Consider the following 14,818-nt stretch of genomic DNA (forward strand, 5'->3'; position numbering starts at 1 on the left):
ACTTCCTCATCCCGTGGTATAATAAGCGCGACAGCACTCGACAATGAAATGGGGGGACAACCGTGCCGTACGTAACGATCAAGATGCTCGCCGGCCGCACGGATGAACAGAAGAAAGCGCTTGTTGAAAAAGTGACGGACGCCGTCGTCGAGACGACAGGGGCGAAACGGGAGAGCGTTGTCGTATTCATTGAAGAAATGACGAAAGACCATTATGCGATCGCCGGAAAACGGCTGAGCGATGCGGAGTAACAAACAGGGGGGCGCCATCAGGCGTCCCCGTTGCTTTTTGGAATAAAAACGAATATTATTATAGTTGTCTTTCATATTGTTCGCCTTTAGGAGGTTGCCTATGATTCGTCTTCCGCACCATGCCAGCAATCGCAAAACGGAATTTCTCGCTGGCCTGACGACTTTTTTCACCATGGTGTACATCATCGTCGTCAATCCGGTCATCTTATCAGATGCCGGCGTCCCGTTTGAACAGGCGTTCACCGCCACCGTCATCGCGACCGTCGTCGGCACGCTATGGATGGCCATCTTTGCCAACTATCCGATCGCCATCGCGCCCGGCATGGGGCTGAACGCCTATTTCGCCTATTCCGTCGTCGGCTCGCACGGCGGCATTTCGTACGAAACCGCGTTTTCCGCCGTGTTTGTGGCAGGAATGTTGTTTTTGCTGCTGTCGCTCACCCCGCTCCGCAGCAAGCTGATCGAAGTGATCCCCGACAGCTTAAAACACGGCATCACCGCTGGCATCGGGCTGTTTATCGCCTTTATCGGCCTGCGGCTGACCGGAATCATCCAAGCCCATCCGCAAAATTTGGTCGCGCTTGGCGACTTGCATGCCCCGTCGGCCGTGTTGACGCTCATCGGCCTGGCGGTGACGCTCATTCTGATGATGCGCGGCGTCAACGGCGCCCTGTTTTACGGCATGGTCGTCACCGGCATCATCGCCTATGCGACCGGGCAACTTCACTTTGACAAAGGCATCGTCTCGCTGCCGTCGCTGCCAGAAGGGCTGATCATTACCAATCCATTCGCGGCCATCGGGGACGTCATCGGCCATAGTTTGTACGCGGTCGTCTTCTCCTTTTTGCTCGTCACACTCTTTGATACGACCGGCACAATGATCGGCGTCGCCCAGCAAGCCGGACTGATGAAAGGGAACACGCTGCCGCGCGCCCGCGAGGCGCTGTTGGCAGACTCGGTCGCGACGACCATCGGCGCCATGTTTGGCACAAGCCCGACATCAGCGTACATCGAGTCATCAACCGGCGTCGCCGCTGGCGGACGCACCGGCTGGACGGCGCTCGCCGTCGCTGTCCTGTTTGTCATCGCGGCCTTTTTCAGCCCGCTGGTCGGCGCGGTCGCCGGGTTATCGGCCATCACCGCCCCGGCGCTCATCATCGTCGGGAGCTTGATGATCAGCAATATCGCCCATATTTCGTGGCATCAGCTCGACGAGGCGTTCCCGGCCTTTCTCATCATCTTAAGCATGCCGCTCACCTCCAGCATCGCGACCGGCATCGCGCTCGGCTTCATCTCGTACCCGCTCTTAAAAATCGCCCGCGGCCGCTGGCGCGATGTGCCGTTGCTGCTGTACGTGCTGGCGGTGCTGTTCTTTTTGCAGCTGGCGTTTTTGCCGCATTAACCAAAAAGAAGAAGGAGGTGTCCCAAAAGGATCGGGACACCCTCTTTCGTCTCTATATATACGCACTAACCGCTTCTTTCGCACTATATTTTGTGTCTATCCTGAAGACAGACGGCTTTTTGGGTCAGCCCCTTTTCGTCTATGGCCAACTGATGATACGTTGAAGCAGCTTTTTCCGCCCGCCTACACGCGAGTTTTGTTGTGGCATCGGCTGCGCAGCGCCTCAATGTACGCGTACGCCTCATCGATTTCTTCTTCCGTATAGCGCTGCTTGCTTTTTAACACCGCAATTTTCTCTTTCACTTCGTCTTTCGGCAAATGTTCAAAATAAAGTACGGTGGACACAAGTTCCAAAAAACGGGCATTTTGTTCGTTCATCGCTTGCATGCATTCGGCAAGACCCGGCATGTCCCAGTCATAATGGCGCAAAAACTGTTCGCCCGCTTCGGTCAATGTATAGCGATATTGCATATAACCGCTCTTTTTCTCTTTCACTTCATGCAAAAAGCCGAGCGCGCACAGCTCTTCGATGCGGCATGTCAGCTCTTCCGAATACGGGCCGTAAAAGTGGAAATCGAATTTCTCGTAAAACGGAAAGTCGAGCTTTTTCGCGATGTAGATCATTTTTTGCAGCTTTTTGCGGCCGGCAATTTCCCCGGCGGCCGCCAACGCCTTCATTACTTTCGCATGCTCTGTGAGCACTCTCCGTCATCTCCTAACCCTTTAAAATTTCCATAATCTTTTTCTTCACTGTCCGCTTCGTCGACAAGTCTTCCAGGAAATCAGCTGGGAAATACAGCTTATGGTCGGTGCGCCGTTTCCCGGAAATGGCGTCAACGAGCACCGATTCGCGCGACAGCTCGCGAAGCTCCCCGTTTGGCATCAACAAATAAATCGGCAGGCGTTCGCCTTCTTCTCCCGGCCGATAGAAGTCGTACGGCAAATCGGACGAGGAATCGACAACCAAATAATAGTCCGGGTCAATCCCTGCTTTTTGAAACAAACCGGTCAGCTCAATGAGCTTCGCCATTTGCTCGTTCGTCGGATGGAACTCCGTATATTTGAACAGGCGGCGGCGGACAAACCGCTGGCACAGATCGCTTAAAATCGGATCCCGTTCGTATTGCCATTGCTGGAAGTAAAACAAGATGACTGCCTCATCCAGCGCCAAGTAATCGCCAAGCGGCGCGTTTCCCGCAAAAAACGACAAAAAGTGAACCGGCTTCGTCTGAAAACGATACCCCTCTTCATACAGCTTTTTCGCCCGATGCAAAATTTTCGTCAAAATGACTTCCGCACTGCGCGTCACGGGATGAAAGTACACTTGCCAGTACATTTGGTAGCGGCTCATGATGTAATCCTCGACCGCATGCATGCCGCTCCGCTTAATGACGACTTGGTCTTCGCGCGGACGCATGACGCGCAAAATGCGCTCCATGTCAAAATAGCCGTAGCTGACGCCGGTGTAGTAGGCATCGCGCAACAAATAATCCATCCGGTCGGCGTCAATTTGGCTCGAAATGAGGCTCACAACAAGCTTGTTCGGGTACGTTTTGGCGATCACTTCAGCGACCCTTCGCGGAAAATCGTCATCCACTTGGCGAAGTGCGGCGTTCACTTCTGTATCGCCTAAAATGATGGCCTGTGTAAAATCTTCGTGGTCAAGGCGAAACACCTTCTCAAATGAATGGGAAAACGGGCCGTGCCCTAAATCGTGCAAGAGCGCCGCGCATAGGCAAAGAAGGCGCTCGCTATGATCCCAATGATCGCGGCCGACAAACACGTCGTCAATGATGCGGCGGATGATTTCGTAAACGCCGAGCGAATGGTTAAACCGGCTGTGCTCGGCGCCGTGAAACGTCAAATATGTCGTGCCGAGCTGCTTGATGCGGCGCAGGCGCTGAAATTCTTTTGTGCCGATCAAATCCCAAATCACTTTGTCGCGAACATGTATGTATCGGTGCACCGGATCTTTAAACACTTTTTCTTCGTCAAGCTGCCCGCCGGAATACATCGCATCCTCCTCTTCCGTCTCCAACATACATCTATTATACGCCGTTTCTTTTGGCAAAGAAATAGTTGACTTTTTTCTCCGTCTTTCTCCATTATTGACGGAAAAAACAAAAAATCACCTTCTTTCGGCAAAGAAGGTGATCGGTTATCGCTTTTTCAACCTTTCAGCAATTTTATCAATCAGTTCGTCTTCCGTCAGCGCCGCCACCGGACGGTTGTTGACGAAAGCAAACGTCTTTTTCCGCCCTGGGCCGCAATACGACTGGCAGCCGATTTTGATGACCGCATCCGGATCAAGCTTTTTGAGGCGCGGAATCAATGTTTTTAAATTCGGCGCCTTGCAGTCGTCGCAAACGCGAAACTCATTCGCCATCACTCGTCATCCCTTTCCGCAGCGTTTGCTTTGTGTATTCTACCGCTTTCGTGAGAAAATTGCAAGTTGGCATGCTTTCACCCTTGTAATTTGCCAATCCCATAAACTTGCAACGTATAATTTTTTTCCTTTTGGTCCACCCTTTTACTAGCATGGGAAAAAGGAGTGGAGAACAATGAAACAACGGCAAGACGCTTGGACGGAAGAAGACGATTTATTGTTGGCAGAGACCGTATTGCGCCATGTGCGTGAAGGGAGCACCCAGCTGAACGCGTTTGAAGAAGTCGGCGACAAGCTAAATCGGACATCGGCCGCCTGTGGCTTTCGCTGGAATGCCGTCGTCCGCCATCAGTACGAAGAAGCGCTGCAGCTGGCGAAAAAGCAGCGAAAAGAGCGGCTGCGGCTGCTGGCCAAACAAGGCGGCGCGAAAAAGCGGCGCCTGTATGAACCACCGATGCCGTCATTGGAGGAGTTGGGCGATGTGATGCAGCTGCCAGCTGTCGTCCCATCCTCTCCGCCGCAACAAGTGACGCTTGATCAAGTGATCGCTTTTTTAAAAACGTTCCAATCCCATGAGCGGAAACGGGAGGCGCTGATCAAAGAAAACGAGCGGCTGCGCCGCGAAATTGACGAACTAAAGCAAAAAAATAAAGAACTTGAAGAAAAGGTTGCTAAATTAGAAGAAAATTCGTCGACCGTCCAAGAAGATTTTGAGACGCTCGTGAAAATCATCAACCGAGCGCGCAAAATGGTGTTAAAAGAGGAAGAAGAGCGGGGGCTGACCTTCCGTATGGACCCGAACGGAAACTTAGAGAAAATCGCCGAGTAACGAAAAAGGATGCCGGGTGAAAAGCCGGGCTGATCCCAAAACGCACTCGCGTTTTGGGATCAGCCCCTTTTTTGTTGGCGAACGTCCATCATTCGCGCCAAGGTTGGGCAGGGCATGGGTCGCGGTCAGCAGCGACGAAGCGCCTTATCGAAGCGAAAAGGGCTTTACGGCTCGACTTCTCTCATCGGCTCTCCTGAAGATACGTTGGCATTTCGTTCGACGATGCGCGCCCAATACTGCTCATACCAATTCCATTCGCCGTTCTCGAGGGCAGACGAATATAGCTCGCCGCCAAACGACTGCAGCGTGCGCCAAAGGGCGACAAGCAGCTCATCGATCGACAACTCGCAGCCGAGAAGCTCAGACAGCGACGCCATGACAGCTGGGACAACATCGGGGTAGGCGAATTTCGTTTTCTCTCCTTGGCGGCCGAGCTCATAAAAGCGGCGAATCAGCTCAGCCCGCGCGGCTCCGCTCCCGTTGACGCAAAGGTAGATTTGCACGGCAACGCCGCCGCGCACCCGACGTTGCGAAATGCCGGCAAATTTTTTGCCGCCAATGCTCAAGTCATAGCTCCCCGGGCAATACGAACCGACGATTTCCCCCGCCTCAACGCGGGCGCCGTATGAGGCAAGCATGGCGGCCATGAGCGCGTACATCGCCTCATACCCTTGCTCGATGGCAATCGTGTTTTTCGTTTCCGGAAAAATGAGCGAAATATTCAACACCCCGCTGTCAAGGACAACGGCCAACCCGCCGGAATTGCGGACGACGACGCGATACCCTTCCTGGCGCAAAAACGAAATGGCCTCATCGATGTACGGAAGCTTCGTATCAGCGGCGCCTAAGACGACGGTATTCTCATGCACCCACGTGCGGACGACCGCATCCGACTGTCCCGCACCAACCGCGGTGCATAATGCATCATCGATGGCAAACGATTGTTTCGCATCAAACAGCGGACCGAAATGCGACTGGTCGATGACCCGCCATTTCGGCTGCCGCAGCAATTCATGGCCCATCGCGAGCAACCCCTTGCATAGATCATTCCAACTCTATTCATTATAACATAATCGCCATTAGCAAATGGCGCAAAAAGGACAAGGGGCGCATGCCTCCCTCGTTTTTATCGAGCGGCAGCCCCGTCACTCCCCAAGCGACTGGGCAGCGGTGATGAGCGCGAGCTTGTAGGCGTCTTCGGCGCTGCAGCCGCGCGATAGGTCGTTCACCGGTTTGTTCAGCCCTTGCAAAATCGGGCCGACCGCTTCAAAACCGCCGAGGCGCTGGGCGATTTTGTAGCCGATGTTGCCTGCCTCAAGGCTCGGGAAAATAAAGACATTTGCGTCCCCTTGAATGACCGAGTCCGGCGCTTTCTTTTTCGCCACCTCTGGCACAAACGCGGCGTCAAATTGAAACTCACCGTCAAGGATCAGATCCGGCGCCATTTCCTTCGCCAACCGCACCGCCTCAACGACTTTTTCCGTCTCCGGCGACGAGGCCGACCCTTTCGTGGAAAAGCTTAACAGCGCCACGCGCGGCTTAAGGCCGAACATTTTCGCCGTCTGCGCGCTCTCGACCGCAATTTCAGCCAAATCTTGGCTGTTAGGAGCAATGTTGATGGCGCAATCGGCAAACACATATTTTTCGTCGCCGCGCACCATGATGAACACGCCGGACGTTTTGCGAACGCCTGGCTTCGTTTTAATGATTTGCAAGGCTGGTCGGACCGTATCCGCCGTCGAATGTGCCGCCCCGCTGACGAGGCCGTCGGCCGCTCCCGTATAAACGAGCATCGTACCGAAATAGTTTTCATCGAAAAGCAACTCGCGCGCCGTTTCTTCTGTCACTTTCCCTTTGCGCCGCTCCACAAACGCCGAAACCAGCTCATCAAACCCGCCATAGCGGCGCGGGGTGACAATCTCCACCCCTTCAAGCGGCAAGCCAAGCGCCGCGGCTTTCACCCGCACAGCTTGCTCATCGCCAAGGACGATCGGCTGCAGCACTTGCTCCGTCGCCAAACGGCTCGCCGCCGTTAAGATGCGGTCATCGGTTCCCTCGGGAAACACGATTTTTCGACCCGTACCGGTTACTTTCGCTTTTAATGCCGTAAATAAATCGGTTGTCACGATCCAATCCTCCTTATGCTAGGCCAGCCCGCCCCGGTTAAGGCACGCCCGGCTCATTTCGGCATCCACAAGCCATTTCCACTATTAAGCATACCGCTTCTCGCCAGAAACGCAACGCAGGTAAGCCTTTACAACAAATAATTCACCTTTTGCCACAATTCAGTCTACTTCCACTTTGATACGCTGATAGCCGCTTTTTTGGGCAAACTGTGATATAGTGATACTGTACAATTTGTTGATAAGGAGTGACGATGATGAGCGAAGCGGCCCAAACGTTGGACGGTTGGTATTGTTTGCACGATTTCCGCACGATCGACTGGAGCGCGTGGAAAACACTGCCGAACGAAGAGCGCGAGGCAGCGATCAGTGAGTTTTTAGCGCTTGTCGACCAATGGGAGACGACTGAAAGCGAGAAGCAAGGAAGCCATGCCGTCTACACGATCGTCGGGCAAAAAGCCGATATTTTGTTCATGATTTTGCGGCCGACGCTGGATGAGCTGCATGAAATCGAAACAGCGCTTAACAAAACGAAACTCGCCGACTATTTATTACCTGCGTATTCGTACGTTTCGGTCGTGGAGTTGAGCAACTACTTGGCGTCCGGCAGCGAAGATCCGTACCAAATTCCAGAGGTGCGCCGCCGTTTGTATCCGATTTTGCCGAAAACGAACTACATTTGCTTCTACCCGATGGACAAGCGGCGCCAAGGCAACGACAACTGGTACATGTTATCGATGGAACAGCGGCGCGAACTCATGCGCGCCCACGGCATGACCGGCCGAAAGTACGCCGGCAAAGTGACGCAAATCATCACCGGCTCCGTCGGCTTGGATGATTTTGAATGGGGCGTCACCTTGTTTTCGGATGATGCACTCCAGTTCAAAAAGCTCGTATATGAAATGCGCTTTGACGAAGTGAGCGCCCGCTTTGGCGAATTTGGCTCATTTTTCGTCGGCACCCGGCTGCCGGTGGAAAAGGTGCCTTCTTTCCTCCATGTATGAAGCAAAGCCCCGAACGATACGGGGCTTTGCTTCGTTTTCGCTGCTTTTTGGACAATCATCCCGCTTTTCTGTCATATGCGGCCTGACCGCTCCATACACATAAAAACAGAAAATCTCTTCAGAAACATTCTATTCGTGTGTCACCATTTTCTTGTTCCACCAATAGCCTATTACTGTCGAAATTCACAACGACTGAGGTGACGATATGGGTCAGATCGCTCCCTCCATTGTAGCCCACACAGAAGAGGAAGTAAAGTTGTTGGCTCGGCTCATGCGAGCTGAAGCGGAAGGAGACGGGCGGCTTGGGATGCTCATGGTCGGCAACGTCGGCGTCAACCGCGTCATCGCCGACTGCCTTGACTTCCGCGGCATCCGCTCTATCCGGCAAATGGTGTTTCAAAGCCCGGGCGGTTTTGAGGCGGTGCAAAAAGGGTACTTTTACCAACGGGCGCGCGAAGTGGACATCGGCCTAGCCCGCCAAGTGCTCCGCGGTTGGCGCTACCACCCAGCGACAAACGCCCTTTGGTTTTTTAAACCACCTGAAGGCCAACCGTGCCCACCGCAATGGTTTGGCCAGTGGAACGTCGGCCGCTACAAATCGCATTGCTTTTTTGCACCGACTCCATCCGACTGCCCACGCGTCTATTCTTAATATTGAGGAGGGTTCTTTATGCCGAACAATCCAGAAAATCAATTTTATCCACCTGATGAGGAGCAACAATCATTTTATTATTCGCCGTTCGGTCAAGAACGGCAACAACCGTATGCATCCTATCCATACGGCTATCCGTATCCGCAGCCGTACTATCCGGCGGCGTACCCGTATTATTACTATCCGCAAGCGGCTGCCGCTCCAACCGTGACGCCGGCGACAGCCGCCGCTCCGACGTTCGGTTTGCAGGCGCCGACGTTCACGGCCCCGACACCGACGCCGACCACCGCCGCTGCGCCTGCGGCGGCAGGAGCGGCGATCCCGGGGATGCTGCCGCTCGAAGAGTCGTACATTGAAAACATTTTGCGGTTAAACAAAGGGAAAGTCGCTACCATCTATGCGACGTTTGAAAACAACCGTGAGTGGAATGCCAAGGTGTTTCGCGGCGTCATTGAAGCGGCTGGACGTGACCATGTCATTTTAAGCGACCCACAAACAGGCACACGCTATTTGATCCCGATGATTTACCTCGATTATGTCACGTTTGAAGGAGAAATCGCCTACGAATATCCGTTTGCCGGCGCTACAGCCGCAACACCGCTTGCTACGTATTCTCCACGCTAAACGGAAAAACTGTCTTTTGACAAGAAGGTTGCCGATGGCAACCTTCTTTTTTTGGTTGACGTGATGGCCATCACAAGCTGCTACTACACGGCCTTATATAATGGTGGTAAATGACACAAAAGAGGTGTCTACTGATGGTTTGGACGTCGCGTGATTTCCTGCTGGGGGTACATCTTATCGCGGCGATCATGTGGGTGGGGGGCGTGGCATTCATCGGCTGGGCAGTGTATCCAGCCTCCCAATTCATGCCGCCTCTTGAGCGCCGGCAATTTTTCCGCTCGCTCATGCAGTGGTCGCATCGGCCGCTCGCCGCGGCAAGTGCCGTCGTCATCGCCACTGGCATATGGCTTGGCACAGCCGCCGGACCGATCAACCGTTGGGCAGATGTATGGCAGACCGCCTATGGCCGTGTATGGCTGACCGCCCTTCTCACAGGCATCGCAACGCTCGCTTGGGGGATGTTCGTCGGCTACCGCAAGGCGATGACGGTGTTTTCCAATGAAGACCTTTGGCGCCAAGCCAATGGCGGTGACGATGCGCCGTTAAAAAAAGCGATGACCTCGATCATTGCCGTTCAGTCGGTCGAAGCGGCCGGATTTGTCGTGCTCATCGTATGCATGCTTTTACTCTCCTAACGGAAACGAGGGGTTCGCATTGCGATATGAACATCGTGAAGAAGATCGGCATTGGGTTTACCGTTTTTCATGGCTTCACTTAATGCGCCCGCCGACATGGAGCGGAACGATCAGCCCTGTGCTGGCCGCCACCGCGCTGGCGGCGAAAAAGGGCGCCGTTCGGATCGAGGTGCTGCTGGCGATGTTAGCCGCCTCTGTGCTGATTCAGTCAGCCGTCAACATGCTGAATGACTATTTTGATCGGTTGCGCGGCCAAGACGATGACAAATGGACGAACGGGCATGGCCATGGACCTGCCCATCGCTCGATCCCTGCCGTTGCTGGCGCCATGCTGGCCGTCGCGGTTGCGTTAGGCGCGTACTTGGCGTGGCAAAGCGATCCAGCCATCGCGTGGATCGGCGCCGCAGCGATCATCTGCGGGATCGCCTACTCAGCCGGGCCGCGTCCGCTCGCCTCGCTCGGTTTAGGTGAGTTGACCGCCGCCGTTTGCATGGGGCCGGTCGTGACCGCACTCGCTTATGCCGTACAAGGGCATGTTCCAGACACCGCTCTGTTTGCCTTGTCCATCCCGTTCGCCTTGCTGATCGCCTCGATGATTTTGACAAACAACATCCGCGACATCGAAAAAGACCGGCCGTTTCGCCGCACATTAGCCATCCGGCTCGGACGGAACAACGCCGTGCGCCTTCTCGGGCTTCTTCTCGTCTCCGCCTACTTGTCCATTGCTGCTTTGATCGTTTGGCATATCGTTCCTTTGCTTGCCGCGGTCACAGGGCTCGCGATGCCGCTTGCCATCCGGCTTCGTCTCTGTTTCCGCCCCGGCGCTAGTCGAACCGAGGAAAGAAGCGGCATGAAATGGGCCGCCCGCCATCATTGGGCCGTTGGACTGTTGTTGACGTTGAGTCTATGGCTTTCGCTATAGAGCGGAGAGGGACGGCGGCAAAAAAACGGAGCGCTCCGCTCCTGCGCTCCGTTTACAACCATTTTAATGCCGCATATCCGATCATCACCCAAGCGATTAAAAAGGCGACGCCGCCAAACGGGGTGATGGCGCCAAGCGGCTTGATTTGCGTAACACTTAATACGTACAAACTGCCGGAAAACAGCACAATCCCCGCCAGCATCACCCAGCCCGCCGCACCGATCAGCCCGACATTCGGCGCCTTGCCAGCGAGCAATCCGACAACAAGCAGCCCTAATGCGTGGAACATCTGGTATTGGACCGCCGTTTTCCAAATCTCCAAATAACGATCCGGAATCTTCCCTTCCAGCCCGTGCGCGCCAAACGCTCCCAATGCGACGGCTAAAAACGCATTGAGCGCGCCGAGAAGGATGAATGTTTTCATAGCTGTTCCGCCTTTCTAATGAAAGATTGTTTTCCCTCATTCATTAATAATAATGGGAATGTTCCCCGACAACAAATTACTAATGTATGTCAGCCACTTCACTCGACAGAACCGGTCAATGGGGAGCGCTACCGACAAGACCCGCATCCAAGCCGGAGAACCGCTTCTTGTTCTTTGGCGCAAACAAGGACAAGCGGTTTAAAGGAGTTCTGTTGATCAAGAATCCCTGTGGAGAAGGCCGTTCCACGGGGATTCGCTGTCCCACTCTCAGAAATCCAGCAACGACTCTCCGTTCGCCTCATCGTCAATGTCAGGGGAGCGTCCCCCGACAGAAACGGCTCCAAGCGAAAGCCCGCCAGCAACCGAAATCGGCCCGCCGACGACAAGCGGCCCGGCTGCGGCAGACGAAGCGGACGGCTGCGGATGGCTTGTTGCCTCCAACATCAAATCGCATAAAACGCGAATGGCGGCGACGTGTTCACGCACCCGCTGCAGGTCGTTCGTGGACCTCGCTTTCCGCAGCTCATCTTCCATCTTGGCGATAACGGCCGCAAACGAGATGGACATCATTCTCTCCTCCTTATTCAGCACGGACGCCGATGTTTTCGATTTGCCAGTCGATCGGTTCGCGTCCGCATTTCATCAAAAACGCGTTCGTCCGCGAAAACGGGCGATGGCCGAAAAAGCCGCGCGCGGCGGAAAACGGGCTCGGGTGCGGCGCTTCAATAATCAGATGGCGCGGATTCGTAATCCGTTCTTTTTTCTCCTGAGCGTTCCGGCCCCAAAGCAAAAAGACGACCGGATCGTCTTTTTCATTGACGAGTTCAATGACGCGGTCGGTGAATTGTTCCCACCCTTTGCCGCGGTGGGAGTTCGCCTGGCCGCGGCGGACGGTCAGCACCGTGTTTAACAATAACACCCCTTGCTCGGCCCATTTCACGAGATAGCCGTTATCTGGTATGTAGCAGCCAAGGTCATCATGCAGCTCTTTGAAGATGTTGACTAATGACGGCGGCACCGGTACGCCGGGCTTGACGGAAAAACTCAACCCGTGCGCCTGCCCCGGGCCGTGGTACGGATCTTGCCCGAGCAGCACGACTTTGACGTTTGCATACGGTGTATAATGAAGGGCGTTGAAAATATCGTGCATATCCGGATAAATCGTCCGCGTTCGGTACTCCACTTTTAAAAATTCGCGCAGCTTCAAGTAGTATGGTTTTTGAAACTCCTCTTCAAGCAGCGGAGCCCAGTCGTTTTTGAGAATCGGCATTGCGAGCAACTCCTTTGCCATCGGCTTTTTCCTTTTATCATTGTAACCAAAAAGACCCCAGCGTCAAAGCGAAGTGAATGTTCAGATTGAGGCAACCACAGCGAAACCTGTTTCCCCAACAGGAAATGCGCCAATCCCCTGCCTCAGCCATCAAAAATTGAGGGAAAGATCAAAATATCCACGAAATCAACCAGCGGAGCAGCCAGACGCCAAGCAACACGTATAAAAAAATGATCAGCGCCCCAGCGGCCCAATTCGTCGGTTTGCCTTGCTTGGCGAGCTCTTCCGCCCGCGCCCGGTGTTCGGCGACGATGTCTTTCGGCAGCCATTTCAGCGCCAAGTAAATGCCTAGCGGCACAAGCAACAAATCATCGATATACCCAAGAACCGGAACGAAATCGGGAATCAAATCGATCGGGCTGAACGCATACGCCGCAACGCCAAGCATAAAGAGCCGCAGCCAGACAGAGATGCGCCGATCGCGGCTGGCCGAATACAAGACAAAAATTTCCCGTTTCAGCGCCCTTGCCCATTCTTTCCACTTTGTGAACATCGCGTTCCCCTGCCCTTTCCTGTTTCATATAGTATAAAATATGGGTATAGGAGTGTAAACATTGCAAGGTGGACAACCTTCCCGCACCATCATCCAGCTAACTCATTGATTATGTGAGGTGAACGGCTATGGACAGGAAACGATTTCATATCGTGCATGATGAACAGCCGGATCGGCATGTTGTATACATAAAAGGGGAGCTTGATCTAGCGACGGCCGAACAGTTTCAACGCGCCGTCGAGCCGCTCGCTGGCGATGCGTCGAAGCCGCTCGTCATCCGCCTTGAAGAGTTGTCGTATATCGACAGCACCGGCATCGGGATGTTTGTCGCACTGCTGAAAACACGCAAAAAACAAGAAGCGCCGTTTATGATTGAGAACGTGCCGCCGAAAGTCCAACGCTTGTTTGATTTAACCGGCGTATCCTACTTGTTTTCGACAATGAATGACACGACAGAAAGGATCGAGGGGCAATCATGAAAGAGCATGAAACCGTCGTACAGCTGTCGATTCCTGCTGATGCGCAGTTTATCGATGTCGCTCGTTTGACGCTATACGGGCTGGCCGCCAAGATGGGATTTTCCTATGAAGAGATTGAAGATATGAAAGTGGCCATCTCAGAAGCGTGCAACAACGCTGTTTTGCATGCGTACAACGGAAGGGGCGGCGTCATTCATCTTCGCTTTGAGATGCGCGCCGATGCACTTTCAATCATCATTAAAGACGAGGGCAAAGGGTTTGATTACAAACGGGTGGCCAAGCAAGCAGCGCCCCTGTCCGCGAAGCCGCTTGAAGACGTCAAAGCTGGCGGCCTCGGCCTGTTTTTGATGGAAGCGCTCATGGACGATGTCACCGTCACCACAAAGGGCGGAACGGAAGTCCGCCTGACGAAATTCCGCCATCGCGGCGAAGGAGAGCATGCCCATGACTGTATATCCCCCTCCTCTGTCCAAGAGCAAGCTTGACGCCCTCATTTCCGCCTATCAACAAACAAAAACGGAAGAAGCGGCGACCGCCTTGCTCGTGCGCTTCGAGCCGCTCATTGCGGCCGCAGCGAAAAAAATGGCGCGCAGCCGCCCTGACTTTTACGAAGACTTGTTTCAGATCGGACGGCTGTCGTTTTTGCGCCTCCTCGATCATTATGACCCGAGCCAAGGTGCAAGCTTTGAGTCATACGCCATGAAAAGCTTGATCGGCTATATGAAAAACTATTTGCGCGACAAAGCATGGTACATCCAAGTACCGCGCAAGGTGAAAGAAAAAGGAAGCAAAGTGCAGCAGGCGATCGATGAGCTGACCGTCAAGCTCGAGCGTTCGCCGACGCTCGATGAGATCGCCGGCCACTTAGGCTTATCGGTCGAAGAAACGATCGAAATTTTGGCCGGACGGGACCATTACCAAGCCGTTTCGCTCGATGCCCCGGTGCAAGATGGGGAAAAGGATGCGACGACGATCGGTGAATTCGTCGCTGATGAAGCGAACGAAATCGAGTCACTGATCGAGCGAATGGATTTAGAGCAGGCGATCGGCAAACTGAGCGAGCAAGAACAAATCGTCATCGACGCCATCTTCCGGCGCGGGGAAACGCAGCGCTCGTTAGCCGAGAGGCTCGGCGTCTCGCAAATGACAATCAGCCGCATTCAAAAGCGGGCCATCGCGAAATTGAAGCGGCAGCTCGCCGCCTATTCGCCATAACGGTCAAACATCGCGCCGCCTTACGCATCAAGCGGTCGAACTGCCCATG

Annotated in this window: 20 protein-coding genes; 11 read left to right on the forward strand and 9 right to left on the reverse strand. The window is 54.1% G+C overall.

Features of this window, described 5'->3' with window-relative positions; genetic code table 11:
• The first annotated feature begins 62 nt into the window (after positions 1–62).
• Together GT3570_RS16740 and GT3570_RS16745 are read left to right on the forward strand one after the other, a co-directional pair.
• Positions 63–251, forward strand: a complete 189-nt coding sequence (locus GT3570_RS16740) for a 2-hydroxymuconate tautomerase (RefSeq protein ID WP_011232876.1) — start codon at positions 63–65, stop codon at positions 249–251.
• A 100-nt stretch (positions 252–351) separates the two neighbouring features.
• Positions 352–1,653 (forward strand): NCS2 family permease, encoded by a 1,302-nt coding sequence (locus tag GT3570_RS16745; protein WP_062899058.1) that lies wholly within the window; start codon positions 352–354, stop codon positions 1,651–1,653.
• Between the two features lie 183 nt (positions 1,654–1,836).
• Here the strand turns inward: GT3570_RS16745 and GT3570_RS16750 are convergent, their stop codons facing one another.
• The 3 genes from GT3570_RS16750 to GT3570_RS16760 all read right to left on the reverse strand — a co-directional run bounded on the left by GT3570_RS16750 (position 1,837) and on the right by GT3570_RS16760 (position 4,039).
• Positions 1,837–2,355 carry a YwgA family protein gene (locus GT3570_RS16750; protein WP_021321331.1) on the reverse strand — a complete coding sequence of 173 codons (519 nt, stop codon included), beginning with the start codon at positions 2,353–2,355 and terminating at the stop codon, positions 1,837–1,839.
• Positions 2,356–2,368: 13 nt separating this feature from the next.
• A complete protein-coding gene (locus GT3570_RS16755; RefSeq protein WP_021321330.1) occupies positions 2,369–3,667 on the reverse strand; it encodes an HD domain-containing protein in 1,299 nt (432 codons plus the stop codon).
• 144 nt (positions 3,668–3,811) lie between these two features.
• Positions 3,812–4,039 carry a YuzB family protein gene (locus GT3570_RS16760; RefSeq protein ID WP_011232879.1) on the reverse strand — a complete coding sequence of 76 codons (228 nt, stop codon included), beginning with the start codon at positions 4,037–4,039 and terminating at the stop codon, positions 3,812–3,814.
• A 175-nt stretch (positions 4,040–4,214) separates the two neighbouring features.
• Here GT3570_RS16760 and GT3570_RS16765 point away from each other — a divergent pair, with 175 nt between their 5' ends.
• Positions 4,215–4,868, forward strand: a complete 654-nt coding sequence (locus GT3570_RS16765; protein WP_014196985.1) for an RsfA family transcriptional regulator — start codon at positions 4,215–4,217, stop codon at positions 4,866–4,868.
• A 164-nt stretch (positions 4,869–5,032) separates the two neighbouring features.
• Here the strand turns inward: GT3570_RS16765 and GT3570_RS16770 are convergent, their stop codons facing one another.
• Positions 5,033–5,890 (reverse strand): octanoyl-[GcvH]:protein N-octanoyltransferase, encoded by an 858-nt coding sequence (locus GT3570_RS16770; RefSeq protein ID WP_021321329.1) that lies wholly within the window; start codon positions 5,888–5,890, stop codon positions 5,033–5,035.
• A 123-nt stretch (positions 5,891–6,013) separates the two neighbouring features.
• Positions 6,014–6,994, reverse strand: coding sequence for a phosphate acetyltransferase (gene pta, locus GT3570_RS16775; protein ID WP_021321328.1), 981 nt, complete (start codon positions 6,992–6,994; stop codon positions 6,014–6,016).
• Positions 6,995–7,248: 254 nt separating this feature from the next.
• Here pta and hemQ point away from each other — a divergent pair, with 254 nt between their 5' ends.
• From hemQ to GT3570_RS16800, 5 genes are all read left to right on the forward strand, one after another.
• Positions 7,249–7,995 (forward strand): hydrogen peroxide-dependent heme synthase, encoded by a 747-nt coding sequence (hemQ, locus tag GT3570_RS16780; RefSeq protein WP_021321327.1) that lies wholly within the window; start codon positions 7,249–7,251, stop codon positions 7,993–7,995.
• Positions 7,996–8,200: 205 nt separating this feature from the next.
• Positions 8,201–8,647: a cell wall hydrolase gene (locus tag GT3570_RS16785; RefSeq protein WP_011232884.1), complete on the forward strand. Its 447-nt coding sequence runs from the start codon at positions 8,201–8,203 to the stop codon at positions 8,645–8,647.
• An 18-nt stretch (positions 8,648–8,665) separates the two neighbouring features.
• Positions 8,666–9,271: a spore coat protein GerQ gene (gene gerQ / locus GT3570_RS16790; protein WP_014196990.1), complete on the forward strand. Its 606-nt coding sequence runs from the start codon at positions 8,666–8,668 to the stop codon at positions 9,269–9,271.
• Between the two features lie 134 nt (positions 9,272–9,405).
• Positions 9,406–9,906 carry a hypothetical protein gene (locus tag GT3570_RS16795; RefSeq protein WP_014196991.1) on the forward strand — a complete coding sequence of 167 codons (501 nt, stop codon included), beginning with the start codon at positions 9,406–9,408 and terminating at the stop codon, positions 9,904–9,906.
• Between the two features lie 19 nt (positions 9,907–9,925).
• Positions 9,926–10,828 carry a prenyltransferase gene (locus tag GT3570_RS16800; RefSeq protein ID WP_014196992.1) on the forward strand — a complete coding sequence of 301 codons (903 nt, stop codon included), beginning with the start codon at positions 9,926–9,928 and terminating at the stop codon, positions 10,826–10,828.
• A gap of 52 nt (positions 10,829–10,880) precedes the next feature.
• Here the strand turns inward: GT3570_RS16800 and GT3570_RS16805 are convergent, their stop codons facing one another.
• The 4 genes from GT3570_RS16805 to GT3570_RS16820 form a co-directional block, all read right to left on the reverse strand.
• Positions 10,881–11,252 carry a DUF423 domain-containing protein gene (locus tag GT3570_RS16805; protein WP_014196993.1) on the reverse strand — a complete coding sequence of 124 codons (372 nt, stop codon included), beginning with the start codon at positions 11,250–11,252 and terminating at the stop codon, positions 10,881–10,883.
• A 267-nt stretch (positions 11,253–11,519) separates the two neighbouring features.
• The gene (locus GT3570_RS16810) at positions 11,520–11,819 is read right to left on the reverse strand and encodes a YwdI family protein (protein ID WP_025039370.1); all 300 of its coding nucleotides are present in this window, start codon (positions 11,817–11,819) and stop codon (positions 11,520–11,522) included.
• Positions 11,820–11,832: 13 nt separating this feature from the next.
• Positions 11,833–12,522 carry a uracil-DNA glycosylase gene (locus tag GT3570_RS16815; protein ID WP_013524842.1) on the reverse strand — a complete coding sequence of 230 codons (690 nt, stop codon included), beginning with the start codon at positions 12,520–12,522 and terminating at the stop codon, positions 11,833–11,835.
• Positions 12,523–12,691: 169 nt separating this feature from the next.
• The gene (locus GT3570_RS16820) at positions 12,692–13,075 is read right to left on the reverse strand and encodes a YkvA family protein (protein WP_014196995.1); all 384 of its coding nucleotides are present in this window, start codon (positions 13,073–13,075) and stop codon (positions 12,692–12,694) included.
• 128 nt (positions 13,076–13,203) lie between these two features.
• On the opposite strand from GT3570_RS16820, the gene GT3570_RS16825 reads away from it, so the two are divergent.
• Genes GT3570_RS16825 through GT3570_RS16835 form a run of 3 tightly spaced genes read left to right on the forward strand, consistent with a single transcriptional unit; the run spans position 13,204 to position 14,769 of the window.
• Positions 13,204–13,554: an STAS domain-containing protein gene (locus tag GT3570_RS16825; protein WP_014196996.1), complete on the forward strand. Its 351-nt coding sequence runs from the start codon at positions 13,204–13,206 to the stop codon at positions 13,552–13,554.
• Positions 13,551–14,039, forward strand: a complete 489-nt coding sequence (gene rsbW / locus GT3570_RS16830; protein ID WP_014196997.1) for an anti-sigma B factor RsbW — start codon at positions 13,551–13,553, stop codon at positions 14,037–14,039. The genes GT3570_RS16825 and rsbW overlap by 4 nt, the downstream gene beginning before the upstream one ends.
• Positions 13,999–14,769, forward strand: a complete 771-nt coding sequence (locus tag GT3570_RS16835) for a sigma-70 family RNA polymerase sigma factor (protein WP_014196998.1) — start codon at positions 13,999–14,001, stop codon at positions 14,767–14,769. The genes rsbW and GT3570_RS16835 overlap by 41 nt, the downstream gene beginning before the upstream one ends.
• The last annotated feature ends 49 nt before the right edge of the window (positions 14,770–14,818 follow it).

This window comes from Geobacillus thermoleovorans (assembly GCF_001610955.1).
Taxonomy (GTDB): domain Bacteria; phylum Bacillota; class Bacilli; order Bacillales; family Anoxybacillaceae; genus Geobacillus; species Geobacillus thermoleovorans.